We start from the raw sequence: 24,232 nt of genomic DNA, 5'->3' as shown, positions 1-24,232 counted from the left end.
GCGCAAAACGCACGAAACTGTTCGCGATGTCTTCGCACACCTGTTCGCGATGTCCCCAGTCCATACAGGGGGGAGATTGGACGGCACCCCGGCCTTCGCCAATCTCGGAAGACTCTTCTTGCGGCGTAGAACCGAACGAAACAGCCATGACGTCTACCTCGGCAGCGCTACGCGGCTCAAACCGCGGTCGGGCTGTTCGCCGAAATCGTTATGTCGAGGGTCACGTGCCCGGCGCCGGGGCCGAAGCGGCAGAAGGCTTCGGCGAGCGTGGCGAACACCGCGCCGGCGTCGCCGCGCAGCCTGGTGCAGAAATTCTTCGAGCGCTCGAAGACGCCGGAGTTTTTCAGGAAGTCGATGCAGCCATAGATCTCGTCCATGTGGTCGCCGGTGCCCATCACATAGAGCGAGAATTGCGCCGCCACCGGCTGGTCGGTCGAGAGCGTCGCCTCGACGGCGCGGAGCGCCGCGAGTTTGCGTTCGTCGAGCGGGATCGCCGGGCCGGCGATCTCATCGGAGCGGCAGATCGGGTCGTCCGGCTCGCCGGGGCAGCCGCGCGAGACGGCGGCCGACAGCACGCAGTGCTTGCCGCTCCTCGCCGCCGCGACGAACAGGTCGCGCATGGCGGGAAAAAGCACTTCGGGCGGCCCGACCAGCAGCGTCGAGATATCGTCGGTCTCGATCCTCAATCTGTCGCGGTAAGGATCGAGCGCGCCCAACGCGCCGAGGATCACGCCGACGAAATCGTCGGTCATGGGATAAAGGGAAATCTGTGCGCCGGAAAACATGGCCCGCCTCGCTCCGCTGGTATTATCCAGATCAGCTTTAGGGTCCGGAGGCTTGCCGCCGCCATCTCAGCCCCGACCATACGGAGCACCCCTGTGGATGGCCGCGTTAAAGCACTGTTCGAGCGAATGGGAAAGCGGTTTTTTTGCGCGGCCAATTGGGCCAAGAATCCCATCTCCCTAAGGGAGATGCCGGGTTATAAGATTTTCGCAGATTTCTTATAACCGCGGTATCGCAACCGCAGTATCGTTCAAATTGTACGAATCCCGCTTGATTGTTTTTCGTACGTAAAGTACGATCCTCCCCTTCCTTTGAGGGGATTTGCTTGAACACCACCAACCATGCCGCTTTCGCCGACCTCTCCCGCCCTTTGCTGTCGCCACTGCCGCTCGCCGAGCGCGAACGCCTCGCCGGCGCCTGGCGTATGGCCAGCCAGGACATCGCCGACGACATCCGTTTCATCCGGCAATATCTGAAGGTGATCGCCGAGAAGGACGAGCGGCTTTCGACCGGCACGCTGGTGCATGGCCGCGCCTATGTCGAAGCCTGCGCCGCCTGGGTGCCGGAGACTGTGGCGCGGTATCTGCGCAATCTCAGGCTGATCAGCGAATGCGAGAGCGCGATGATCGTAGCGGGGGTAAGGTTTGCCCGGTCGAGCGATGCATGGTGAGGTCACAGCCTGCCGGAGGTGACTTTGCAAGCTGGCGCGACGGAGCGCGGCTCGGGCGGGTTGTCGAACCGCATCGCTCCCTCAGCCTACAACCCTTGGGCCGCCTGTCGAAAAATGCATCGTTTCATACAATTGGCAATTGGTGGACGCGGATGAGCGGCGGGTGGTTAAATTCGTCTCAGGCGAAGGAGGGTAAAGCCGCGTACCAGGGAGGAACTCGTTTGATGGACCAGCGTATCGACATCGGCATGCAGCCCGACGACCAGCCTTACGAAGTCACGTCATTCGCCAGAAAGCATGGCCTGGCGATCCCCGTCGCGGACGCGGTGCTTTTCGCCAGGGGACCGTCGCCGTCGCGGACCGCCTGCGATACGGCGGCGCTGGCCCTCATTTGCGCGGTCGCGCAATACGCCGGAAAGCAAGGGAGGCGGTAGCCTCCCTTACCAGCTGAACTGCAGCCCCACATTGCCGCCGACCTGGCTGCCGGCGAAGGCGATGCCGAGCGTGCCGGTCAGCCGGCCGCCATGGTCGAAGCCCTCGCTCAGCACCGCGGCGCCCGTGATGCCGAAGGCATTGGCATAGCCGGCATTGCCCCAGTTGACGCGCACACCGAAATGCTCGCCCTGGACGAGATCGGGCGCGGCGAGCGCGGCCGAGATCGAGGCGTTCTCAAAGGCGCGCGTGATGCGGTTGTCGATGTCATCGACCTGGGCGGCCAACGCCGTCTTGCCGGTGACCGTTGTCTTCCCGCCATTGCCGTCGTCGACCTTCTTCTTGGTCACGCCAGTCTGGGCATTGATGCAGGTGTCCGTGCCCGGGCTATAGTAGTAATTGGCCCCATAGGTGGAACAGACCTTGAGATATGCGATCGCCGCCTGGGATGGCGCCGCAAGGAGCGTTGCCGCGCCGAGGATCGCCGGCGCAAGAAGATATCTGAACATTGATTGCCCCCCGGTCGCGCTTACCAGGTGAACTGCAGGCCGGCATTGCCGCCGACCGCCTTGCCGGAGAAGGCGACGCCCGCGGCGCCGGCCAGCCGACCGTTGCCGCCAGGCATGAAGCCCTCGCCGAGAACCGCCGCGCCAGTGACACCCATGGCGTTGGACTGGCCGGCATTGCCCCAGTTGACGCGCACGCCGAAATGCTCGCCCTGCACCAGGTCCGGTCCGGCCAGCGCCGAGGCCACCGACGCACCCTCGAAGGCGCGCTGGACGCGGCGGTCGATGTCGTCGACCTTGCTCGCCAACGCCGTCTTGCCGACCACGCCGCCCGCCGTCGCGCTGCGCGTCTCGCCCGTGTCGGCATTGATACAGGTGGTGGTGCCGGGACTGTAATAGTATTGCGCGCCATACGCCGTGCACACCCTGACGTACTCGACCGGCCCCTCCGCCTGGCAGGGCGCGGAGAGACCGCCCGCCGCGGCTAGAAACGCAAATGAAATGACACGGTTGACACCCCGCATGCCTGATCCCCGAAGTTGGATGTTGAGAGAAAGCCTCGCATGAAAAAGGCGCATGCGGGCGCGCGGAGTCAACTGCGCTTTCCGCTCAATGCCTGACTTTTACTGGGAGCATTTCATCTTTTTAACACATGTTGCAGCCAAGCTGCAGCAAACAGTTCAACCTGATCAGTAATTCCCCGATGATTTGGAGCCGTGACGTCGAGTCTTATTAACATTCTCTAATATCAAGCGATGCCAGGCGATCTGCTCGGCAGGCTCGCCGACATGGCCCGCGCAACTGGCGCAGGCCGCGGCTTTGCAGGTCGCCGTCGCGCCGCCGGTCGGTCAACTACGCGGCAGACGGTCTCACGACCGCCCGTAATCCCTTAGGACGCGATCAGCCCTTGGCTTTCGACTTGGGTGGCGCCTTGGGCGCCTTGGCAGGCTTCGCGGCCTTCGGCTTCTCGACCTTGGCGGCAGCGGCCTTCTTGGCGGCTTTCTTCGGCCTGCCCGCCTCATCGATCTCGGCCGTCGCCTGGTCCCAGTGCTCCATATGCGCGCCATCAGGCCGGCCGGCCTGCTCCCAAATCTCGTGCGCGCGCTGGCGAATGCGTTCGTGCCTGTCGTCCGTCACTTTGTCGCCTCCTAAGGTTTGGAACTGTTCCCCAGCCAAACATTAGCTGAATTTTCGCGTGCCGTCTTGGGTGTAGACGCGGCGCGCAAACGCATCTTGAAGCAATATCCGGTGATGGCTCACTTCTCGTCGGACAGCACCGCGATGCCGAGATACGCGGCCTTCTTGATGATCAGTCCGGCCAGGTCGGCGTCGGAACGATCGGTTCCGGTGCGCTCGCGCAGCAGCGTGACCGCCTGCTTGATCGACAGCAGCCCATCGCCGCGTTCGGCCAGCAGCTTGTCGACTTGGCGGGCAATGTCAGGTGATTCGACGTGTGGATGATGCATGGCAACGACTCCTTCCGCCTTCGTTGCCTCCCAAACCGCTGTTTATCTTAGGCCTTATGCCCGGATGCGAGAAGAGCCCGATCCTTCCCCGATGCTTCGGGAGAGGATCGGGCTCTTTCAGGACTAGATTTACTGGCAGGACTAAATCTACTGGATCACCTGAACAACGCGGCGCGTGCCGGGATCGATCAGCACGGTGCGGTCGTTGACGATCGCATAGCGATACTGCACGTCCGGAACCTGCTGCAGCTCGACGGTGTCAGGCACGGTGGAACCGATGCCGAGCTCGAGGCCGAGCACATTGACCGAGGCGACCGGATGCTTGTGGACATATTCCCTGACCACGGTCTGCTGCTCCGGCGTGACGATCACCTCGTCCGCGGCCGCGATGCCGATGCCGGCCATCAGAGCCAGGCCGGCGACAGCTGGAATGAGGGTGGTTTTCATCGTTTCTCTCCTGTTGCGTTGGTGAGCTCCGCCCGGCCTCCGCGGGGCGGAAACACGGGCAGGTCGAACATGGGAGCTCCCGGGGCAAACGCCACCGGCAAGGTGTTGTTCCGTCAGCGACGACTAATTGATTTGGCGGAACCTTCGCATCGGCTCCGCATTGGAAGGCATTGAAACTGCCCAAGTCTTTGAAATCAAAAGGATGCCGCAGTCATGCAAGAAGGCCCCATCAGAAGCGACATCGAACTTCGGGCCCCCGTGGCCATTGCCGTGGGCGCCGGCTTCAAGCGCGAGATCGCCACGCTCACCGGGATGCAGAACTTCCTCAAGGAATGGCCGCAGGCCACGCGGGGCGATAGCTACGCCAAGGCATTCCGCGCCTGCGAGGCGGCGCGGACCGGAGAGATCGATCTCGACAAGGCGCGACAGGCGTTCCTGGTCTTCGCACGGAAGGCTGGGATCGAGTGGACCGGCGCCGATCCGGTCGCGGTGCTGCGCGAAGCAAAGATCAGGCGAAGCCGGATACGCGAAAGCCGGGCACAGAACCGACACGTGCCTGGATAGGTCCGGCCTCGGCGCGTTCAGACTGACGCCACACGCATCGGCCTTGCTGCAAGTTTTAGGAACCGCCTGGTGGTTCTGGAGCGAGCCGGACGCCGCGTGGCGTCCGTTTGCCTGCAGACCGCCGCCTTGCCGGCTGACGGTCGACTGGATCGATCGGGGATTTGGCTGGAGGCCGCTGTCAGCTCGGTGCCGATTCGCCCGGCGCCTCGGTAACGAAGGACGCGGCGATCAGATCGTCCGCGTCTATGCGTAGGGAGCCCTCGCCGCCCCCCATGATGGCAGCGACCTTCTGGAAGGTCTTCATCTCATGCTCGGTGATCCGGGCGTCCCGCATCCTGGCTTTGAGATCGGCGACCCGCATCCCGAGCGAACGGGATGTTCCGATTTCTCGTTTCGACATGTCGGTTAGCTCCTCCCCCAACCCGTGCCTGTTTCGCCGCCGCCCGAATCCTCATCCTGCGCATGCTTGTGTTCTCTGTGAGGCAAATGCGAACACAGGGGCGGCAACGCGTGCCTGGGGCGAAAGGTTCCGTTAGCCTCGGGTAACGAATTAATACTGGTTAACGGCCCGCCGCCACCGCGGCAGGCTGTCATTCAGCGGCGAATGGATCCTACTCGATGATCTTGACGATCTTGCGCGTGCCGGGATCGACGACGACCGTCTGGTTGTCGACGACAACGTAACGGTACTTGACGTTCGGCACTTCGTGCAGCTCGACGGTGTCGGGAAGGACGCTGCCGATGCTGAGCTTGACGCCGGGAACCTCGACCGAGGCCAGCGGCTGCTTGTGCACATATTCGCGGATGACCGTTTCCTGCTCGGGCTGGATAACGACGTCCTGAGCGGCAGCGGCGCCGATGCCGGTCAGAAGCAGCAGGCCCGCGGCAGCGGTTGTGAGATGCATTTTCATCGATGTTCTCCTTGATTGGATAGTTTGCCTCTCACGCTGCGCCTGCGATTTCACAGCTGTTAGGCATTGTGCGTAACGCCGGCCGACAGGCCTTGTTCCTGCAAAAAATTCGCCGATACCATTTTCGGGGGAACGTCACAGGCGTGTTCGAAGAACGTCACCGGCGCGCGGCGCGACAATTTCGGAACAATGCTTTTCGGACCGGGTTTTCCCAGTGAAGGGACCGAATTTTCCGAGGAGAAATCCCATGAAACATCTGCTTATCACGAGCATGATCGCGGTTGGCGTCGGTTGCGGCGCCGCCATGGCCCAGACCGAGTCCGCACAGCCGAGCGGCGGCGACAATTGCGCGGCCGGCACGGCCGATTGCCAGAAGGGCGGCAAGGCCGGCGGGCAGGCTCAGGGCGAGATGAAATCGAAGACGGAGATGAACGCCCAAGGCAAGGCCGGCGCCAACACCGAGGAGCAGGCCCAGGGCAAAGCCAAGATGAAGACCGATGAGCAGGCTCAGGGTCAGGCCGGCGCCAACACCGACCAGAATGCCCAGGACAACACGCAGCTGAAGAAGAAGCAGCAGGCGCAGGGCAAGGCCGGTACCGAGCAGAATGCTCAGGGCAACACCAAGATGCAGACCGAGCAGAACGCTCAGGGCAAGACCGGCACCAGCACCGGGCAGAATGCCCAGAACAAGACCAAGACCCAGACCGACCAGCAAGCTCAGGGCAAGGCCGGCACCACCAACGAGCAGAACGCTCAGGGCGGCAATACAAAGATGCAGACCGAGCAGAATGCGCAGGGCAAGACCGGCACTACCAACGAGCAGAACGCCCAGGGCAACACGAATGTCGAGACCGATCAGGGTAAGACGGCCTCGATCAACAACGTGACGGTGGAGCAGAAGACGCAGGTCACGCAGATCATCCACGAGACCAAGGTCGAGCCGGTTCGCGACGTCAACTTCGACATCTCTGTCGGCATTGAGGTTCCGCGGCACAAGGTGCGCCTGCACCGCCTGCCGGCGCGTATCGTCAAGATCGTGCCTGCCTACGAATCCTACGAGTATTTCGTACTGGCCGACGGACGCATCGTCATCGTCGACCCCGACACTTACAAGATCGTGCTGATCCTGACCTGATCCAGACAGCAGGACAGACAACGGCCCGCCATGCGGCGGGCCTTTTTTTCGTACAGAAACAACCAAACACACGGGCAATAGCCTGCGTGTGTTCATTAGGCACGCGTTGAATGTCGAGCCTCGGGAACGATTTGGCGCAATTCCCAGTTGTCACACCGGAAGTCCTGCGTCCCTGGTCCCTATCGGACCGGACAAAAGGGCGATGGGCCCGCCGGCAAATCGTTCAAGCTTGCGGTCCACCAGGAAAAGGTGCATGGGTCGAGATGGGTAGAGATATGGGCGAGATCGTCGATGACCGAATGTGGCCGCGGCGCTCGGATGGGCAGATGTATTTTCCGCAGTTTCTTGTGGGAATGGTGGCAACGCTTCTGGTGATCCTGGGTTGGACTTACGCCTCCACGGGATCTGTCTGGATGTCGATCGGCTGGACGTTCCTAGCGGCCGTGGTTCTGCAGGCCGGCTATTTCGTGGCCGTGCTCTGGCTCGTGCATGGCGAGACCCGCGTGACCGACGAACGCAAGGCGGACGCAAGCTCGGCACCGGCCAAGATACCCGGCCCATTCGAGCGCGACGGCATCGTCCACGCTCTCATCTTGTGGCTGTTCCCGAAACTGCTGCCTTAATCGCTTTGAGCGGCGTTTGCGGTCGGGCCGCGGACCGATCGTCTTTTCCTTTTCGAGAGGCCGACGCGCTGCAATAGCCCGCTCCGCATTCTCCGCTCGAACGCGGACACCGGGCTACGCCTCGGTGCTAAAGTTCCGAGGCGCCATCAATCAATTTGTATCGTCGCCGGCGGGCGCCTCTCACGACGTTAACGCGGCGCAATGCAAACGGCCGGCTTGCAGCTGTCGGAACCGTGGTCCGAGCCGGCTGCAATCCTGTGGTTCGCCGAGCTAACGCGCGGTGGCCGGAGAAGCCGAGCGCACCGTCTCCGAAGACGAGAAGACGACGAAGCCAAAGACCAGCACCGCAGCGGCGACGATCAGCGAGCCGATCGCCACGACCGGCTCGATCTCCGGATGGCCTGCCGCCAGCATCCAGTAGAGCGCCGGCAGCATGATCACGATGCCGACCGTATAGAGGCCATAATGGATCATGGCGATGCGGCGCTCGGCCTTGGCCGGGTTGAGCGCATAGTAGCCGCCGAAGATGGCGCTGGTGACCCAGCCAAGAAGGTTGATGTGGGCATGCGCCGGAAAGGCGCCGTGATCGCCCGAAATCGCCATCTGCAGCCCGGCGGCGACGCCCAGGATAAGAAAGACGATGGCCGTCTTGAAGAAAAGCTCCGATACCCGTGGCATTTTTTTGTCCTCCCAATGCCTCTGTAGACCCGACTCCGCGAAGTCTACATCCTGCAAGCCATATTAGCCATGGCGCACCTAAGTCGGTGCGGGCTTAGGGCGAAAGCCGTGAAGCGCCGGCGACCTTGCAAAAAAATGGCCCGCCTCTTTCGAGGCGAGCCAAAAAGGGGGCCGGGCTTGAGGTCGGCCCCCATCCAGGTTGCCACCTGAATTTCAAACGGAGCTAATGTAACAGAACCCGGAATTTATTCCACCGCAATAGCGGACTGACACGGTAAGGATTTCCGACCTTGGACAGCGCAAGCCTTTGCCGATCGGCCATCGGAACCAAGACACCGCCGGACAGGACGTCGCCCCTTTCCAGCCGGTGGGTGAAAGCATGGGCTTCAGCGTCCCATCGTTCGGCCAGAACCGATGGTGGAGCACGGCAAGGCGATGCGCCTTGCACGCCCGCAGCATTTGAGCAATGCTTGGCGACGGGAGTGGTTTCCGTAAAATCGGAAGCACGATTACATGTTCATTGACTACTACGAACTTCTGGAAATAAGCCCGAACGCCAATTCTGAGACCATCGAGCGGATTTTCCGCTACTTTGCCATGCGCTACCATCCCGACAATCGGGAAACAGGCAATCAATCGCGCTTCAGTGAGATCGTGGAAGCCCACAATACGTTGCGGGACCCAGTCAAACGGGCTCAGTACGACATCCTTTACCGGGAGCATCTTGGCCTTCGTCACGAACTCACGGAAAGCGCCCGCGACGGCGGCGGCATGGCGAGGGATAGCGTCATCCAGGCCAATCTGCTGTCGCTCCTCTATGTGAGGCGGCGGCGGGACGTCAACAATCCGGGCATCGGCGACGACGAGCTCGAGCGCCTGTCGGGCTGCCCTCGCGAGCACCTGGAATTCCACCTGTGGTACCTCAAGGCGAAGGGCTTCATCGGCAGGACCGAGAACGGGACATTCGCGATCACAGTGGAAGGCATCGATCACGCCGGGACCAAGCAGGGCCGTGATCGCCCCGACGCCACCCGCCTGCTCGATCACGCGGATTAAATTAGGCCGACCATCAAAAGCCCGCCGACTGGCGCCTGAACCAGTGGCGGGCTCGATGAAGGAACAGCTACATCCCTGAGGAATCGACTGTCGTCTTCTCAACTCCCCATATCTGGGCTCGGTTCGCCGGGGGCGGCGGAGTCTAAGCCATGCACCATGGCGGGCAAGACGAGGAGTACGCGATTACATTGGCGTCGCGTATTGCAGAATACAAGGCGACCGAGGTCTGACGTGCCAGCGTTTTTGGCCCAACTTGCCAGCATCCGACGGAGACGATCGTGGAGGCGCCCACCTTCAGAATTCGCGGCGATGACGGCGATCCTCCACGATGCGCGCCAGCACTTCGGTGGGATCGCGATCGATCGGCAGCGCCAGCATATTTTCGATGTCGAGGAATGGAGGACAAAAAAAGCCGCCGGGCGAGGCCCGGCGGCTTTTCGTTCACCCTCTGGTCGGTTCGGCCGGCCTTATGGGGTTGTTGTCGGCGCCGTGGCAGCGGCTTGCGCGTCGATCTTGCCCGCCAGCGTGTCCTTGGCCCAGGCGGTGACGTCGGCGTCCACCGGCTTGTTGGCCATGTCGGCAAGCGCCGTATCCAACGACGCATCGGTGGGAGGCGGCGTATTGCCAGCCGCGGTCGTGGCAGCGGTGAGCGCATCCTGCGCGGCGGTCAGCGCGACATTCGCGTCATCGAGCTGCTGCTGGGTCGGCGTCGGCGCGCCGGGAGCAGTCAGCGCGGCAAGCGCAGCCGTGGCGTCATCCACAGCCTTCTGGGCCGCGTCAACCGCGGCCTGCGCGTTCTGGGCCGCCGCCGCTTGCGTCACATAAGCCTGGATGCCGGCGAACTTCTTGCTCTTGGAATTCATGTAGGCGTTGATGTTGCGCTGCAGCGAGTTCAACCTGCCGAGCTTGGCGTGAAGGTTCTTCTCCTTCGGCGTGGCGGCGGTCGTCGTATTGTCGGTCGAGCTGTCGTCCGACGCGCTGTCGGTGCCCTTGTTGTGGCCCGGAGCGGAAGCCGACTTGCCGTGCGAGGCACCGCCGTTGCCGTTGCCGCCGGCATTGCCACCACCGTTTCCGTTGCCGCCGCCATGGCCGTTGCCGCCGCCATGGCCGTTGCCGCCGGCAAGCGCGGGGGCCGCCGCGAGCGCCAGAATGGCAAGAGATGCCAGAAGTGTCTTTCGCAATGTCATTTTGCTTCTCCGCAGATGAATCGTCGATGGCCCAACCGCTAGGCAGCCTCTTATGAGAATTTCCTAATGGCGTCGGATAAACTTTAAGCAATTGCGGTCGCGAAATGAGAGCTTGGCCGCCGCTGCCCGGCAACTTTCACGAAATATCGTATTAACACATTGAAATTTAACGAAAATACAAAGGACCGAGCGCGCTTGGGCCGTTTGGAACAATGAGGGCCCTTGTCCAGTCGGACCATGGTCCCAAGGACGTCCTGGCGGGGCGAAATCGTGCAAACCGGGAACCTCCGCCCAGCGCCAGAACCAGGCTCGTCGACCAGAAATGCGCCCGACGCGACGCGCTTTAAGGCTTTGTTTTGCTGCATGTCATTGTCCCAGAACCGCTGCACACTTCTGGGCGACATGCATTAAATGGAAGGATCCGAGGCTTGCGTGCCGCCTGCATCCCGATCCGTGGGTACCGCGGCGTCCGGCTCCTGGCCTTCACCTGAACCGGTCGAGGAAAGGACCGTCAGATCCATCCGAGCGATCCGGGACGCGGCTTTTCCTTGCGCGTTCGGCTCGCTGTCATCCGTCTCGGAAACCGAGGCCTTTGCAAGGTGGCCAACGCTTTCGGCACTCTTGCCCGGCAAGGCTTCCGGCGACGCGGAAGGTTTGCTCGGATTATGCACCAAGCCGGTGCCGTGCTGGCTTCCAACAACAGAGGTCATGGCTGCGCTCCCGATATGGATGACAGCAAATCTCTAGCATTCCGGGCTGGCGCCAACCTTACGCGATTAAGAGATCGCTAATGTTGCGGGTTGATACCGGGGCGGCGATCGACCTTCTAGCCGCCGACCAGCGGCACGGTCACCGAGGTGGTGTAGCTGATCGGATAATCGCTGAAATAAGGAAAGCTGATGACGAAGGCGTAGCTGGCGTTGACGTGCGCCATGCGGAATCCACCGCTCGCCGGGTCGGTGGTGATGGTGACGTTCACGTTCTGCAAGCCCAGCGCCTGCAGCTTCTGCGTCGCGACCGCCTGGATGTCGGCCTGCGTCAGCGTGTTGTTGAGCTGCAGGGAGCGCGCGGAGGCTTCGAGCGCGTAGCGCACGCTGGAGATGTTGTTCATCGACCAGCCGAAGGCGAAGATGCCGAACAGCAGCATGATGAGGAAGGGTGCAATCAGCGCGAATTCGAGACCGGCGCCGCCCGAGATGTCGCCGGCAAATGCCTGACGTCTTTGTTTAGCGGACACGGACCACCTGCAGATGGCCGATCGAGGTGTCGCGCGGGAAGACGCCGAAGGTGAAAGGTGGCTTCCAGGTGCCCGACGCCTGGATCTGGACGAAGACCGAGGGCACTTTCGGCCCGCTGCAGATGGTGGTCGAGGTGACCACGGTCGTTCCACACTTATAGGCGCGGCTCACCGTGACCGCCGCATCGTCCGGCTTCTGTTCCCAGCTCGTCAACACCGCGCCCTGGATGGCGCTGTCGTCTGTGCCGCCTGCCATGACAAGATTGGCGGCCGTCTTCACCCCAGCCCGCATCGCCAGCGAGCTGGTGACATAGGACCAGCCGTCCGCGACGCCGAGAAGAGCGGCGCACAGCACAGGCATCACCAGCGCGAGTTCCACCGCGGCGATGCCGGAGCGGTCCTTGCCAAAACGGATTACCGGTAGCCCCATGGCCGCTACTCGACGACCGCGACCGACTGCGCCGCCGGAATGTCCTTCATCCCAAGGCTGGAGCAGTCCTGGTTGATGGTCGAATTGCCCGACCACTGGATGGTGTCGGCAACAACCTGCGTACAGCCGTTCACGCCCGAGAAATTGCCAAGATAATTGACCTGCTGCCTGGGGAAGTAGATGGCACCCGTCAAGAGCGAGTTCGCGGTGCCGTTGAAGGTGCTCTGCGCTGCCGTTCCAGTCCTGTCGCCGTAGAACAGCACGCCGGAATAGGTGCCCGAGGTCGGCGCGCTCAGCGTGACCGTGGCGTTGCCGTTGATGCTGACTGTGCTGCTGCCGGACATGAAGATGGTGACGCCGGAGCAAGGTGTGGCGCAGGTCACGACCGCGCCGGCATTGATCTTCAAATTGCCCTGCACGACATAAGGGCCAGAAGAAAGTGCGATATTGCCGTTGAGATTCATGCCGCTGCAGTATGTGCCGGCCTGAAGCGTTTGCGTTGTTTTGTTGCCGTTGACGTTCCTGCACGGACTGGTGGCGGCCGGCGCCGGCAGGCTGGCGAAAGGATCGGACGCGGGCAGCGCCTGGGTGATCGGGGCCTTGCAGACCATCGTCGGCGGATTGTTCAGCACGACGCCGCCGACTGTGATCAGGCAGTCGGTCTGGACAGCCGCCGAGCCCTGGATCTTGATTGCGTCGGAGGCGTTCGAATTCGCCATGTCAACGCAGCCGATCTTCTTCGCGTTGGTGCTGCCGGAGAAGAGCAACGCCTGCGAAGCCGTGAGACTGAGAGCTATGTCGCAAGCTTTGGAGGCGTCGGTGATCAGCGCCACCGCCCTCGCCCGCTCCGGCACCTTTGTCTGGGTGAAGATGGAGGTGAATATCCGGTCGAGATCCTGGTTGAGGATGACCTCCACCGCCTTCTTGGCCGTGTTCGGTCCCGACGCCGGCGGGGTGTTGACGACGATGGTGCCGTCGCCCAGCCCGTTCGAGGCGGCCGATGTCGTTGCCGCGGCGGTGATGGTGGCCGTGTCGGAGCCTGCGATCTTCTCCAGCGCGCCGGCATAGGCAGAGGCATCCGCCGCAGCCTGCAGCCTCAGACTGGAATAGTACCAATAGGACGTCTCGACGCCGAGGCCGGCGCCGCCGACGACGATCGGCAGGGTCAGCGCGAAGATGGTCGCGACATTGCCGCCCTTGCCTTCGCAAAAGCGTCGAGAGACCAGTCGAGAAAAAAGATGTCTGATGAACCGACCTGAAAAGGCCATGGCCAAGCGCACCCAAGCTATCCCAGCCACGACGTCATCATTGCCATATGAACGAATGCCTAATTATTTCGCTCGACTTGCGATGGTAGGACCGCATCGGGCCGCCACCCCCACCTTGCGCCGCGCACCCTAAGACTTAAGGCCTAAAAACTCTCAGACTTAAGATGTAACTATCAGTAAAACCATATATTTTAGCATTTTCTGCATTTTATCTTTTTTGGAAATCGCCCGTAGAGACGGCGTGCCTATCACTCTCGCATATACGACGAGGGCGGACTTCCATGTTTGCACGTTTCTGGGCTTCGAGGCGCGGCAACTTCGCGGTCGCGACCGCGGTGGCCATGGTGCCGCTGATGCTTGCCCTGGCAGGGTCCATCAACCTGATCGGCACCAGCGACGACGCCGCGCAGTTGCAGAATTCGCTGGACGCGGCCGGCCTTGCAATCGGTACGAAATACCAGGCGGGCATGTCGGCGAGCGACGTGCAGCAATTCGGCCAGACCTTCTTCGCGGCCAATATGAGCACCGCCGACGCGCAGGAATATTCGGGCAGCGTCGCCGCCTTCCAGGCCGGGGCCAGCGGCGATCCGAGCGCCTACTTCATTTCGGTGTCGTCGAGCATCAGCCGACCGGCCTTCGTCCCCGGCATGCCGGCATGGCCGGCGACGCGCTCCGCCTCGGTCAAGATCAAGCCCGGCGCGCAGGCCTGCGTGCTCGCGCTCGACCAGCATGCCGACGGCGCGGTCAGCCTGCAGGGTTCCACCAATGTGGCGATGAACGGCTGCGTGATCGCGGCCAATTCGGACGCCGCCGATGCCGTCAGCCGGGGTGGCTCGGCGATCGTCAGCGCCGGCTGCGTCTCGACAGTCGGCGGCACGCAAGGGTTGACGCCGCCCAGCGCCACCCTTTCCTGCGGCGCGCCGCTGGAGAACCAGTATGCCTCGTTCGATCCGCTGGCCGACGTCGTTCCGCCCGCCTACACGCTCTGCCTGCCCGTGCCGAACGGCAAGACGATAACGCTTTCGCCGGGCACCTACTGCGACAAGACGCTGTCGGGAAAGATTACCCTCAATCCGGGCACCTACATCATGCGCAACGTCACCATAAAGCCGGGCGGCAACGGCAGCCTGAGCGGCCAGGGCGTGACGATCTTCCTGATGGAGAACTCGCAGCTCACCATCAACGCCAATGAGCAGGTGAACCTGTCGCCGCCGACCAGCGGCCCTTACACCGGCATCACAATCTACCAGGCGCCCGGCAACACACAGGCGCTGACGCTGAACGGCGGATCCGGCTCGGTGGTGAGCGGTTTCATCTACGCCCCGGACGCCGCCATCGCTTATGCCGGAAATTCGGATATGAACGCCCAGGGCAGTTGCCTGCGGCTGGTCGGCGACACTGTCGCGATGACGGGGAACTCCGCCGTAAAATCGGATTGCACGGCCGAGCTCGGGAACCGCGCGATGTATGCGGGACGGATTATCACCCTGGCGAAATGAGCGCCCAATCTCGTCATCCCTTTGAACGCAATTCCAGACGGAAGGTTACGGCGAAGGCGCCGAGCCTAAACCGCTCACACTTTTCCTGGAATTGCTTCTAGGGGAAGATCACAACTCGCCTATGATATCCGCGCCCGGCTGCTCGTCGAAGAGCACCGCGCAGCCGCGCTCGAGCGCGACCTGCGTCAAGGCGTTGGCCGCATCCGCATCCGACGAGACGAAATCGCCGGTCAGGACGCGAAATTCCTCGACGGCCTTCGACATCGGCACCACACGTCCGGCCAAACGGCCGCTCGCGCATGCGTCGATGACGCACAAAAGATCGATGAGTTCGAAATTATGCATGGCGGCCTCCGCCTGCGCCATCCCTTCGCTCAATCAACGGTATGAGGCGCGGACTGGTTCCCTCGCCTGCGTTCGTCGGGCGGCCTGACGGGCGCGAGCTTGAGATCGAAGCGAGCAGGCAGGCATGGCTCGACACAGGCCTTGCGCACCGATCCGATGGCCATCGTGTCGATTGGAAGAAGGACCACCATCTGGGCATGGCGTTGTGGCCAGAGCGGCCTGCCGAAGAGGAGGAAGATGCCGCCGATCAATCCCGCCAAAAGCAGCGCGGCAAACAGGTTCGCGATCACGTTGCCGGGTTGCACGGCCGCAACTCCAAGAGAGTTTCCAGAGCGAAAGGAGTGCCCGCCATATCGCAGGGATGGCGGGCACCCGTCGTCAACCGCCGATGAAGGGACTTTGTCCGGCGGCTTGCTAGCCAATGAAATGGAGCCTTTGTTGTTTCCTGGAATTCGGCGCCTCGGGCCTCTGCGTTCGGCGGGTGAGACTTCGGTCCGAACATGGCCCGGGACCGTTGCCCGAGGGCCTGGCATATCCGCCTTCCACGACGACGCGCCAAGCGCCCGGCCGAGCTCGCGGTCACCCCCGATTACATTAGCAATAACTCATAATAAGGCTTATAAAGAACATCGCGGTCGCCGATGATCGCAACGTCAGGCGCCGCTTCACGCATGGGAGGGATACCATGGCCGAAGTTGCAATGAACGTAACGAAACTCGAATCCAAATCGCACAACAATCCCGACGAGGTCCGCGCGCCCGCCAAGACGCGTGTCGAGATCGTCCGGCTGCCGGGCTACACGCTCGGGCGGATGAACATGCAGCCGGGCTGGAAATGGTCCGAATGCGTCAAGCCGGTGGTCAAGACCGACAGCTGCCAGGTCTCGCATGTCGGCTATGTCGTGTCCGGATCGATCACCGTGCGCATGACCGATGGCACGCAAAAGACCCTCGAGGCCGGCACTTCCTATACCATTCCGCCGGGCCATGACGCGTGGGTGGAAGGCAACCAGCCGTTCCAGTGCATCGAGGTGCTGAGCGCCGAAGAATACGCCAAGCCGGCATAGCGCAGACAGTCGCAATTTACGTCCAGAAGCGAAGGAGGATCGCCTCGCGAGGCGATCCTCCTCAGCCTGCGGTGGCGTCTCCCGTGCCAAGGTCACGCACACAACCGGCGTTCTATCTATGGCTGCGCCCCCAGCTGTGGAAACCTGCACGGCCAAGCGTGGCGGCTTGACAGAGAGCTTCTTTTGTTCTCTTTATGTTCCGTTAATTCCCCTTACAAAAGACGCAGCTAATGCTGCAATGCCACACAAATGGCCATGGGAGCGCGCGATGGCCGCCACGAACACCGCCGCGGCCGCCACCATCCTGCATGCCGATCTCGATGCCTTCTACGCCTCCGTCGAGCAGTTGCTCGATCCGTCATTGCGCGGCAAGCCGATCGCCGTCGGCGGCGGCGTGGTGCTGGCGGCTTCCTATGAGGCCAAGGTCTTCGGCGTGCGCGGCGGCATGCCCGGCCGCAAGGCGCGCGAACTCTGCCCGCAGCTCATTTTCGTCGGCGGTCATTTTTCCGAGTACCAGCGCCTCGGCGATGCGGCGATCAAGGTGCTCGACGATTTCACGCCGGTGGTCGAACGCATCTCGATCGACGAGGCCTTTGCCGATGTCGCCGGCTGCACGCATCTGTTTGGCCCTCCGCAAGAGATCGCGCGAAAAATCCGCGCGCGGGTGAAGGCCGAGCTCGGCCTGCCGATCTCGATCGGCGTGGCGCGGACAAAGCACCTCGCCAAGATAGCCTCGCAGGTCGCCAAGCCAGACGGATTGGTGGTGGTCGAGCCCGGCACCGAGCTCGCCTTCCTGCATGATTTGCCCGTCACGCTGATGTGGGGCGTCGGCCCCGCGACCAAGGCCAGGCTCGCGGAAATCGGCGTCGAGACGATCGGGCAATTGGCGCGCACCCATAGCGGCGCGCTGGAGCGGCTGATCGGCCATGCCGCCGGCCAGAAGCTTGCCGCGCTTGCCTGGAACCGCGACCCGCGCAAGCTCGAGACGCATCGGCGCGCGCATTCGGCCGGCGCGCAATCGGCGCTGGGCAGGAAACCCGCGTTGCCGCGCGTCTTCGTGCCGACGCTGCTGCATCTGGCCGACCGCGTCGCCAGCCGGTTGCGCGCCAAGGACCGGCCCGGGCGCACGGTCACGGTGCGCGTGCGCTTCGCCGACATGCGCGCGGTGAGCCGCTCGATCACGCTAGACCAGCCGATCCAGGTGACCGCGATGCTGGCCGAGATCGCCGAGGAACTGGTGCGCGGCGTGCTCGCCGCCCATCCGGGCGAGCGCGACATCTCGCTGCTCGCCATCTCCGTCTCGCATCTGGATGAGAATGCCGAGCTGCAGCTCGAACTGCCGCTCGGCCTGGCGGATGAGAAGCGCAAACCCGGCAGCCGAAAAGGTCTCGCGCGCTTCGGCGCCGACCGGGCGGTGGACAAGATCCGCCAGCGCTTCGGCAAGGAGGCGGTCGGCTACGGCACGGTGGCGCTGGAAGGCCCGCGCTCGGTGCCGGACGGGTTCAGGGAACTGGCGGAGAAGGAGTTGTAGATGGGGGTGCGCCCACCTCTCCCCACTCCAGCCGCATCGTCACACTCATCGTCGCCCCATCATCGAGCACCGTCAGCCCCTGGCCATGATGCGCATCGACCGGGTGCGACACCGGCTCGAAGCAGAAGAAGCCGGCATCATGCGACGGGGAATAGAGGATGAACACGTCCAGCTCCGGCGAAGCTGCCAGCTCAAGCGCAATCCCCTGCGCCGGCTGGACGATGGTAGCGCGACGATCCCAGCCGACAAAGGCGTTGTTTACCCAACCCGCCGGCAAAAGCGAGAGCCGCGAGAAATCCCACCACGGATGCTCAGCAAGCGGCGCGACGCCTGTTGGCAGATAACGCTCATCCTCCAGCCAAACCCACGCTGCCTTCGCCTTCAGTGTGGTCTTGGCGCCGCGCGGAAACCAGGGATGGAAACCGAGGCCATAGGGCAAGCGCATGCCGGCCCGATTTTCCACAGTCAGCCGCGCCTCCAGCGTGCCGTCGCGTAGCGCATAGGTGGCTGTGGCCACGTAGCGGTAAGGACCGATCGCGCCGTCATCGAGCATCAGTTCCGCCTCGGTGTCGGTCTGGCGCACAAGCCGCCAGGGCTTCTGGAAACCGTCGCCGTGGATCGGAAAGGCTTCGCCAGGCACATTCGGCCCGATGGCATGGAAGCGGCCGTCGAAAGTGAAGCCGCCGCCGGAGATGCGGTTCGACCATGGCACGAGGAGCTGACAACCGGATGTGCCGGTGCCGTCCCCTGCCCTCAAAAGCGGAACTCGTGCGCTGCCGACAAGCGCATCATAACGGGCGATCGCGCCACCCTTGTCGGGCGCGAGCACGAGCCGCGCGCGGTCATCGAGAAGCTCAACCATGCCAGCCCTCACCAGCCACCGTCGACGGCGATGTTCTGGCCGCTGATCATGTCGGAGACAGGCGAGACGAGGAACAGCACGAGATCGGCGACGTTGCCCGGCTCGATGCGCTTCTTCAGGCTCTGGTTCGCAAGGATCCAGTCATTGTACTCCTTCAGCCGATCGCCGAAAACGCGCTCTTCCGCCTCCGAGACCACCGCGCCCGGCGATACGGCGTTCACCCTGATGCCATGCGGCCCAAGCTCGCGCGCCAGCGATTTGGTGAGGCCGAGCATGGCGCCCTTCGACGCGACATAGGGCACGTAGCCGTCCCACCGGCCGTTGAGCGTGATCGAGCAGAAGTTGACGATCTTGCCGTAGCCCTTGGCCTTCATGCCTGGAGCGCAGGCTCGCGCCAGCGCGAAGGCGGCCGAAGAGTTGACGCGGATCTGGTCCTCATACTCGGCGAGCGAGAATTCCTCGAACGGCCGGTTGATGATCAGCGCCGCGTTGTTGATCAGGATGTCGATGCCGCCTTCCTTCGCCGCCAGCGCGGCAGCCGCCGCCTCCGCCTCGGCCAGCCGGTTGAGATCGCAGCCTATGAAGGCAATGTCGCCCGCGGCCTCGCCGGCCAACCCGGCGACTATCTCCACCGCGCCCGTGGCATCAGGGCGATCGAGCAACAGCACGCGCGCGCCGGCCCGCGCCAGTGTCACCGCCTGGGCCCGGCCGAGCGAGCCCAGCCCACCCGTCAGAAGCACCTTACGACCAGCAAGCACCTTCATTGCCGAGTTCCCTAGAGCACGCCATGCACTTCGTCGATCGAGGTATCCTCGATGCGCTTGTCCAGCACCACCTCGCCGCGCGCCATCGCCACGATGCGGTCGCAGCAGTCGAAGACGTGGTGCATGTTGTGGCTGATGAAGACGCCTGTCACCCCCTGCTCCTTCAGGCCGCGCACAAAGCCGATCACCTTGTTCGTCTCCTTGACCGAGAGATGGTTGGTCGGCTCGTCGAGGATCATCACCTTCGACTTGAAATGCATGGCGCGCGCGATGGCGACGCCCTGCCGCTGGCCGCCGGACAGCTCGCCGACCAGCGCGTCGGGAGAGCGCAGATGCAGGTCGACATTGGCGATGGCGCGGATGCTTTCCTCGGCCATCTTCTTCTGGTCCAGGATGCCGACACCGAGCATCGAGAACCGGGTCGGCTCGCGGCCGATGAACAGGTTCCTGGCGATCGACATGGTTGGGACCATGGAGTTGTACTGGTAGATGGTCTCGATGCCGAGATCCATCGCGTCGCGCGGCGTGGCGATGCTGACCGCCCTGCCCTCGACCCGGATTTCGCCCTGGTCGGCGCGATGGACGCCGGACAGGATGTTGATCAGCGTGGACTTGCCGGCGCCGTTGTCGCCGACCAGGCCGAGCGCCTCGCCGCGCTTGAAGTCGAGCGAGACGCCCTTCAGCGCATGCACGCCGGAATACCATTTGTGCAGGTCGCGCACCGAGATGATCGCGTCGCCCACGGCTCAGCCCTCCATCTTGATGGCCTTGGCGCGCTTGCGCATCCAGGCATTGGCGACGACGGCGAAGATGGTGAGGAAGCCGATGGCGAACTTGAACCAATTGGCGTCGACGTGGCTGAGCACAAGCCCGTTGTCGATGACGCGGATCAGCGTCGTGCCGATGATGCCGCCCATCACCGTGCCGATGCCGCCGGTGAGCGAGGCGCCGCCGATGACCGCGGCGGCGACCGCCTGCAGTTCCAGCCCCTCGCCGATCGAGGGCAGCGGCGAGCCCAGCCGCAGCACCTGCAGCATGCCGGCGAAGCCGGACAGCACGGAGCACAGCATGAAGCAGACGATCTTGACCCTGGCGGTCGGGATGCCCATCGAGGCGGCGGCCGGCAGGAAGCCGCCGGTGGCCTTGATCCAGTTGCCGAAATTGGTGCGCGACAGCATCAGCGAAGTCAGCACCGCGACCGCCACGAACCACAGGAAGGACATGCGGAACATGTTGCCCGGTCCGACGAAGGAGGTGAACAGCCAGTTGGGCAGGTCGGCGGGCAGGAGCGGCGGGAAACCGCCCGAGACCACGACCGTGAGTGAGCGCGCCATGAACAGCATGCCGAGCGTGGTGATGAAGCTGGGGATGGCGAAGCGGATGGTGATGTAGCCGTTGATGAAGCCGATCGCCGCCGCGGCCAGCAGTCCGGCGAGCAGCGCCAGCGGGAACGGCCAGCCATGCACCATCAGCACCGCCATCGACATCGGCATCAGCGCGAACACCGACCCGACCGAGAGGTCGAACTCACCGCTGATCATCAGGATGGTGACGCCGATGGCGACGAGGCCCGCCTCCGGCAGGATGCCGAGGATGCCGCGCAGATTGTCGGCGTTCAGGAACACGCCGTGCGAGCGCACCTGGAACAGGACGATGAGCAGCACCAGAAGGATCAGCCCGGCCAGCTCCGGTTTTTCGAGATAGGTCTTGAACAGGCGCTTCAACGAAAGGCTCCGGGGTTCGGGATTAAGACGCATCGGCGACGGCTGGCGTCGCCGATGCGGGTCTCGCTGTTTGGAGAGCTTATCTCAGTCCTTGGGCGGACAGCGCCATGATGCTGTCGGCCTCCTTCGGCCGCACGATGCCCTGGCCGGTGTCGATGTCCGAAGGAGCAAGGCCGATCTTCTTGTTGAGATAGGCCTCCATCACCGGCATGAAGCCCTGCATGTAGGGCTGCTGGTCGACCAGCGCCTGGACATAGCCCTTCTGCATCTGCTGCAGCACTTCCGGAACGAGGTCGAAGCCGCCGAGCAGCACCTTGCCGGGCGCCACGCCGCGATCGGCCAGCACGCGCGCCACGCCGGCGCACCAGAAGCCGGTGTCGAAATAGGCCGTGGTGTCGGGATGGGCGTTCAGATAGGCGCCGACGCGGTCGGAAGTGATGGCGAGATCAGTGCCGCTGTCGATGCGCTCCCAGGACACGTCGCGGTCTTTATGCGCGGCCTTGTACTCATCGAGGAACTGCATGATGCCGGCGCCACGGCTTTCCGACCAGTTCTGGCCGGGCGCCGAAATGCCGACCAGCACCTTGATCGGGCCGTCCTTCGGGAAGCTCTCGGAAATCGCCTTGGCGAGCGAATAGCCGGCCGGCTTGAAACCCTGGCCGACGAAGGCCTGCCGGGCATTGCCCTTGGCGCCCTCGGTGTCGTCGACATTGACGGCGATCACCAGCACGCCCGCGTCGCGCGCCTCCTTGATGACGTCGTCCAAGGCGTGGTCGTCGACGATGGAGGTCAAAAGCGCATCGGGCTTGGCGGCAAGTGCCGCGCGCATGTTCGCGACCTGCTGCTCGACCGAGCCCTCGGTCTGGGTGAAGACCATGTTGCAGTTCGCCTCGACCTTGGCGCAGGCATCGTCGAAGCCTTTCTTTACCGCCTGCCAGAACGTGTTCGAGGCCGACGAATGGTGGGTGAAGACGATGTTGAGCCCGTCGGCGCGGGCCACGGTTTGGCCGCCGATCAGGGCGACGCCGAGCAATAGCATTGCGGTGAGTTTCTTCATGTCTGTTCCTCCCTTTGGATTTTTCAGATGCTTGTCCCGTCGCTGACGCGACGATGGACGGTGTAGGCGCGGCCAAGGTCCGGATTGAGCGCCATCCCCAGCCCCGGCCCGGGCGGCACGGTGATCATGCCGTCCTTCACTTCCGGCAGCGCGGTGACCAGATCGCGGTACCAGGTGCGGTAGAAAGCGCGCACGCTTTCCTGGACGAGCGCGTTGGGCGCGTTGAGCGAAAGATGCGTCGAGGCGGCAAGCACGACCGGACCGGTGCAGTCATGCGGGGCGACCGGCAGCCGCCAGGCCTCGGCCATCGAGGCGATCTTGCGCGCTTCCGACAGGCCGCCGCACCAGGAGATGTCGAGCATGACGATGCCGGCCGCTCCCGTCTGCAACAGGTCGCGAAAAGCCCAGCGGCTGCCCAGCGTCTCCGAGGCCGAGATCGGCGCCGGGCTGGCGGCGGCGTAGCGCTTGAGGTCGCCGAGGCTGTCCATGCGGATCGGGTCCTCATGCCAGTAGGTGGCGTAGGGTTTCAGCGCCTGCGCGATCTTCATCGCCGGCAGGAGCTGCCACATGGAGTGGAACTCGACCATGATGTCGATCTTGTCGCCGACGGCTTTGCGAATCTTTTCAAAAGGTTCAAGCGCGGCCTTCAGGTCGGCGGCCGAAATGTCGTTGCCGCGCGTCTTTTCGGCGGCGTGGTCGAACGGCCAGATCTTCATGGCGGTGATGCCGTCTTCCAGCAGTTCCCCAGCGAGGTCGCCGGCTCGCGTGAGGAAGGCGTTCAGGTCGTCATAGTCGCGCCCGGCGCCGATGCCGTAATTGGCCGTCGTCTGGCCCTTGGCGTCCTTGATGTATTCGGTGCCGGCGCAGGTGTTGTAGGTGCGGATCGAGCGGCGGCTGAAGCCGCCGAGCAATTGCGCGACCGGCTGGCCGGTGGCCTTGCCGAAAATGTCCCATAGCGCGATGTCGAAGGCCGAGTTGCCGCGCACCTCGGCGCCGCTGGAACGGAAGCCGAGATAGCCGACGAGGTCGGCGGCCAGGAGATCGATCTGCAGCGGGTCGCGGCCGATCACCCTTGGCGCGACATATTCGTGCAGATATTCCTCGACGGTGCGCGACAGGAAGAAGGTCTCGCCAAGGCCGGTGATGCCCTCGTCGGTATGAACCTCCACCCAGAGCAAATTGGGCCGCTCCTCGATGCGGACGGTTTCGATGGCGCGGATCTTCATCAGGCGATCCCCGCGTCGAGCAGCGCCTTGACGCTCTTGTCGAAATGCTCGGCCATGTGCTCGGCCGCCAGCCGCGGATCGCCCTTGAGGATGGCGTCGGCGATGTCCTCATGACCCTTGATCATCTTGAGCTGGGCCTCGTCGGAGGAGCGGGTCCGCCAGCCGATCACCCATGTGCGGCGCGTGACGCCGCTGAAGGCGGTGACGATCAGCGAAAAGACCGGATTGTGCGAGGCCGCCGCGATCGCCTCGTGGAAGGCGATGTCATGCTCCATGACGGCTTCCGGGTTCGTGAAATTCTCGCGCATCAGCCGTGCCGACCGGGCAATCGCCTCGGCCTCCTGGTCGGTACGGCGCAATGCGGCAAGCGCAACCGTGCGCATCTCGATGGTGCGCCTGACGTCATAGACCTGCTGGACGCTGATCTGCTGGGTGGTGATGCCGTGCTCGATGACCATCGACATGGCGCCGGTATCGAGCTTGGCGACGGTGGCGCGGCGCCCGGCGCTCATGTCGATCAGCCGCATCGCCGACAGCGAGCGGAAGGCCTCGCGCACGACGGTGCGGGAGACGTTGAGCTGGCGCGTCATGGCGGCTTCGCTTGGCAGCGGATCGCCCGGCGCCAGCCCTTCCGAACGGATGTGCTGGGTGATCGCCTGGATCGCCGTGCTGACCAGTCCGGGATTCGGTTCGCCCGGTGGATCTGTCTGCTCCTGCATGCCGCTCCCTCAAAACCTGTATGACAGGTTGTTATTCAATTGCTCA

Annotated in this window: 32 protein-coding genes and 1 riboswitch; of the genes, 9 read left to right on the top strand and 23 right to left on the bottom strand. The window is 63.4% G+C overall.

All coding sequences use genetic code 11. From position 1 onward, the window contains the following. Positions 1–176: 176 nt before the first annotated feature. Entirely contained in the window at positions 177–785 is a 609-nt protein-coding gene (locus FJ956_RS27120) for a YkoF family thiamine/hydroxymethylpyrimidine-binding protein (protein ID WP_140682837.1), read from the bottom strand. Then, positions 776–888, bottom strand: a riboswitch (TPP riboswitch). Its footprint overlaps the gene before it by 10 nt. A 220-nt stretch (positions 889–1,108) precedes the next feature. Between FJ956_RS27120 and FJ956_RS27115 the strand changes: the two genes are divergently transcribed. Together FJ956_RS27115 and FJ956_RS27110 are read left to right on the top strand one after the other, a co-directional pair. Further along, positions 1,109–1,453, top strand: a complete 345-nt coding sequence (locus FJ956_RS27115) for a hypothetical protein (protein WP_140682834.1) — start codon at positions 1,109–1,111, stop codon at positions 1,451–1,453. Between the two features lie 224 nt (positions 1,454–1,677). Then, on the top strand, positions 1,678–1,887 hold the full coding sequence (locus FJ956_RS27110) for a hypothetical protein (RefSeq protein ID WP_140682832.1): 210 nt from the start codon (positions 1,678–1,680) through the stop codon (positions 1,885–1,887). A gap of 6 nt (positions 1,888–1,893) precedes the next feature. On the opposite strand, the gene FJ956_RS27105 is transcribed toward FJ956_RS27110, so the two are convergent. From FJ956_RS27105 to FJ956_RS27085, 5 genes are all read right to left on the bottom strand, one after another. Then, positions 1,894–2,394 carry a porin gene (locus FJ956_RS27105; RefSeq protein ID WP_140682829.1) on the bottom strand — a complete coding sequence of 167 codons (501 nt, stop codon included), beginning with the start codon at positions 2,392–2,394 and terminating at the stop codon, positions 1,894–1,896. Positions 2,395–2,414: 20 nt separating this feature from the next. Next, positions 2,415–2,915 carry a porin gene (locus FJ956_RS27100; protein WP_181170349.1) on the bottom strand — a complete coding sequence of 167 codons (501 nt, stop codon included), beginning with the start codon at positions 2,913–2,915 and terminating at the stop codon, positions 2,415–2,417. A 376-nt stretch (positions 2,916–3,291) separates the two neighbouring features. Further along, a complete protein-coding gene (locus tag FJ956_RS27095; RefSeq protein WP_140682823.1) occupies positions 3,292–3,528 on the bottom strand; it encodes a DUF2934 domain-containing protein in 237 nt (78 codons plus the stop codon). 119 nt (positions 3,529–3,647) lie between these two features. Then, positions 3,648–3,857 (bottom strand): hypothetical protein, encoded by a 210-nt coding sequence (locus FJ956_RS27090; protein WP_140682821.1) that lies wholly within the window; start codon positions 3,855–3,857, stop codon positions 3,648–3,650. A gap of 147 nt (positions 3,858–4,004) precedes the next feature. Beyond that, on the bottom strand, positions 4,005–4,304 hold the full coding sequence (locus FJ956_RS27085) for a DUF1236 domain-containing protein (protein ID WP_140682818.1): 300 nt from the start codon (positions 4,302–4,304) through the stop codon (positions 4,005–4,007). Positions 4,305–4,517: 213 nt separating this feature from the next. Between FJ956_RS27085 and FJ956_RS27080 the strand changes: the two genes are divergently transcribed. Beyond that, positions 4,518–4,868: a DUF982 domain-containing protein gene (locus tag FJ956_RS27080; protein ID WP_140682815.1), complete on the top strand. Its 351-nt coding sequence runs from the start codon at positions 4,518–4,520 to the stop codon at positions 4,866–4,868. Positions 4,869–5,046: 178 nt separating this feature from the next. Here the strand turns inward: FJ956_RS27080 and FJ956_RS27075 are convergent, their stop codons facing one another. Both FJ956_RS27075 and FJ956_RS27070 read right to left on the bottom strand, forming a co-directional pair. Further along, a complete protein-coding gene (locus tag FJ956_RS27075) occupies positions 5,047–5,268 on the bottom strand; it encodes a hypothetical protein (protein WP_140652209.1) in 222 nt (73 codons plus the stop codon). 211 nt (positions 5,269–5,479) lie between these two features. Continuing rightward, positions 5,480–5,779: a DUF1236 domain-containing protein gene (locus tag FJ956_RS27070; RefSeq protein WP_140682812.1), complete on the bottom strand. Its 300-nt coding sequence runs from the start codon at positions 5,777–5,779 to the stop codon at positions 5,480–5,482. A 247-nt stretch (positions 5,780–6,026) separates the two neighbouring features. On the opposite strand from FJ956_RS27070, the gene FJ956_RS27065 reads away from it, so the two are divergent. Then, a complete protein-coding gene (locus FJ956_RS27065) occupies positions 6,027–6,914 on the top strand; it encodes a DUF1236 domain-containing protein (protein ID WP_140682809.1) in 888 nt (295 codons plus the stop codon). 275 nt (positions 6,915–7,189) lie between these two features. Beyond that, complete coding sequence (locus FJ956_RS27060) at positions 7,190–7,537, top strand: exopolysaccharide production repressor protein (RefSeq protein ID WP_246672198.1); 348 nt, start codon at positions 7,190–7,192, stop codon at positions 7,535–7,537. A 270-nt stretch (positions 7,538–7,807) separates the two neighbouring features. On the opposite strand, the gene FJ956_RS27055 is transcribed toward FJ956_RS27060, so the two are convergent. After that, positions 7,808–8,215, bottom strand: a complete 408-nt coding sequence (locus tag FJ956_RS27055; protein WP_140682806.1) for a hypothetical protein — start codon at positions 8,213–8,215, stop codon at positions 7,808–7,810. 513 nt (positions 8,216–8,728) lie between these two features. Here FJ956_RS27055 and FJ956_RS27050 point away from each other — a divergent pair. Beyond that, positions 8,729–9,271, top strand: coding sequence for a J domain-containing protein (locus FJ956_RS27050; protein ID WP_140682803.1), 543 nt, complete (start codon positions 8,729–8,731; stop codon positions 9,269–9,271). A gap of 467 nt (positions 9,272–9,738) precedes the next feature. Here FJ956_RS27050 and FJ956_RS30665 read toward each other — a convergent pair whose 3' ends face one another. From FJ956_RS30665 to FJ956_RS27015, 5 genes are all read right to left on the bottom strand, one after another. After that, the gene (locus FJ956_RS30665; RefSeq protein ID WP_181170348.1) at positions 9,739–10,458 is read right to left on the bottom strand and encodes a hypothetical protein; all 720 of its coding nucleotides are present in this window, start codon (positions 10,456–10,458) and stop codon (positions 9,739–9,741) included. A gap of 407 nt (positions 10,459–10,865) precedes the next feature. After that, positions 10,866–11,168 (bottom strand): hypothetical protein, encoded by a 303-nt coding sequence (locus FJ956_RS27030; RefSeq protein WP_140682758.1) that lies wholly within the window; start codon positions 11,166–11,168, stop codon positions 10,866–10,868. A 116-nt stretch (positions 11,169–11,284) separates the two neighbouring features. Next, complete coding sequence (locus FJ956_RS27025) at positions 11,285–11,695, bottom strand: TadE/TadG family type IV pilus assembly protein (RefSeq protein WP_140682755.1); 411 nt, start codon at positions 11,693–11,695, stop codon at positions 11,285–11,287. Next, positions 11,685–12,125 (bottom strand): TadE/TadG family type IV pilus assembly protein, encoded by a 441-nt coding sequence (locus FJ956_RS27020; protein WP_140682752.1) that lies wholly within the window; start codon positions 12,123–12,125, stop codon positions 11,685–11,687. The genes FJ956_RS27025 and FJ956_RS27020 overlap by 11 nt, the downstream gene beginning before the upstream one ends. A gap of 5 nt (positions 12,126–12,130) precedes the next feature. Then, on the bottom strand, positions 12,131–13,393 hold the full coding sequence (locus FJ956_RS27015; protein WP_140682749.1) for a pilus assembly protein TadG-related protein: 1,263 nt from the start codon (positions 13,391–13,393) through the stop codon (positions 12,131–12,133). A 281-nt stretch (positions 13,394–13,674) separates the two neighbouring features. On the opposite strand from FJ956_RS27015, the gene FJ956_RS27010 reads away from it, so the two are divergent. After that, positions 13,675–14,892 carry a TadE/TadG family type IV pilus assembly protein gene (locus FJ956_RS27010; protein WP_140682746.1) on the top strand — a complete coding sequence of 406 codons (1,218 nt, stop codon included), beginning with the start codon at positions 13,675–13,677 and terminating at the stop codon, positions 14,890–14,892. Positions 14,893–15,000: 108 nt separating this feature from the next. On the opposite strand, the gene FJ956_RS27005 is transcribed toward FJ956_RS27010, so the two are convergent. Both FJ956_RS27005 and FJ956_RS27000 read right to left on the bottom strand, forming a co-directional pair. Beyond that, positions 15,001–15,237, bottom strand: a complete 237-nt coding sequence (locus tag FJ956_RS27005; protein ID WP_140682743.1) for a hypothetical protein — start codon at positions 15,235–15,237, stop codon at positions 15,001–15,003. 29 nt (positions 15,238–15,266) lie between these two features. Next, positions 15,267–15,542: a hypothetical protein gene (locus tag FJ956_RS27000; RefSeq protein WP_140682740.1), complete on the bottom strand. Its 276-nt coding sequence runs from the start codon at positions 15,540–15,542 to the stop codon at positions 15,267–15,269. A gap of 380 nt (positions 15,543–15,922) precedes the next feature. Between FJ956_RS27000 and FJ956_RS26995 the strand changes: the two genes are divergently transcribed. After that, the gene (locus FJ956_RS26995; RefSeq protein ID WP_140682737.1) at positions 15,923–16,303 is read left to right on the top strand and encodes a cupin domain-containing protein; all 381 of its coding nucleotides are present in this window, start codon (positions 15,923–15,925) and stop codon (positions 16,301–16,303) included. Between the two features lie 268 nt (positions 16,304–16,571). Then, positions 16,572–17,834, top strand: coding sequence for a DNA polymerase IV (gene dinB, locus FJ956_RS26990; RefSeq protein WP_140682735.1), 1,263 nt, complete (start codon positions 16,572–16,574; stop codon positions 17,832–17,834). Here the strand turns inward: dinB and FJ956_RS26985 are convergent. The 7 genes from FJ956_RS26985 to FJ956_RS26955 all read right to left on the bottom strand — a co-directional run bounded on the left by FJ956_RS26985 (position 17,806) and on the right by FJ956_RS26955 (position 24,186). Next, positions 17,806–18,696 (bottom strand): aldose 1-epimerase, encoded by an 891-nt coding sequence (locus tag FJ956_RS26985; protein ID WP_140682732.1) that lies wholly within the window; start codon positions 18,694–18,696, stop codon positions 17,806–17,808. The two genes, dinB and FJ956_RS26985, sit on opposite strands and share 29 nt — an antisense overlap. 8 nt (positions 18,697–18,704) lie before the next feature. After that, positions 18,705–19,460, bottom strand: coding sequence for an SDR family oxidoreductase (locus tag FJ956_RS26980; RefSeq protein ID WP_140682729.1), 756 nt, complete (start codon positions 19,458–19,460; stop codon positions 18,705–18,707). Positions 19,461–19,471: 11 nt separating this feature from the next. Next, positions 19,472–20,203, bottom strand: a complete 732-nt coding sequence (locus FJ956_RS26975; protein ID WP_140682726.1) for an ATP-binding cassette domain-containing protein — start codon at positions 20,201–20,203, stop codon at positions 19,472–19,474. A gap of 3 nt (positions 20,204–20,206) precedes the next feature. Next, entirely contained in the window at positions 20,207–21,184 is a 978-nt protein-coding gene (locus FJ956_RS26970; RefSeq protein WP_140682723.1) for an ABC transporter permease, read from the bottom strand. A 79-nt stretch (positions 21,185–21,263) separates the two neighbouring features. Continuing rightward, positions 21,264–22,241, bottom strand: coding sequence for a sugar ABC transporter substrate-binding protein (locus FJ956_RS26965; RefSeq protein WP_140644862.1), 978 nt, complete (start codon positions 22,239–22,241; stop codon positions 21,264–21,266). A gap of 23 nt (positions 22,242–22,264) precedes the next feature. Continuing rightward, the gene (locus FJ956_RS26960) at positions 22,265–23,467 is read right to left on the bottom strand and encodes a mandelate racemase/muconate lactonizing enzyme family protein (RefSeq protein ID WP_140682720.1); all 1,203 of its coding nucleotides are present in this window, start codon (positions 23,465–23,467) and stop codon (positions 22,265–22,267) included. Next, complete coding sequence (locus tag FJ956_RS26955; RefSeq protein WP_140682717.1) at positions 23,467–24,186, bottom strand: FadR/GntR family transcriptional regulator; 720 nt, start codon at positions 24,184–24,186, stop codon at positions 23,467–23,469. Before FJ956_RS26955 ends, FJ956_RS26960 begins: the two co-directional genes overlap by 1 nt. Positions 24,187–24,232 lie beyond the last annotated feature (46 nt).

Origin of the sequence: Mesorhizobium sp. B2-4-3 (genome assembly GCF_006442815.1) — a bacterium.
In the GTDB taxonomy this organism is placed as follows: Bacteria; Pseudomonadota; Alphaproteobacteria; order Rhizobiales; family Rhizobiaceae; genus Mesorhizobium.
Note: the sequence above shows the minus strand (reverse complement) of the source record. Positions and strands in the feature narration are given on the sequence as shown.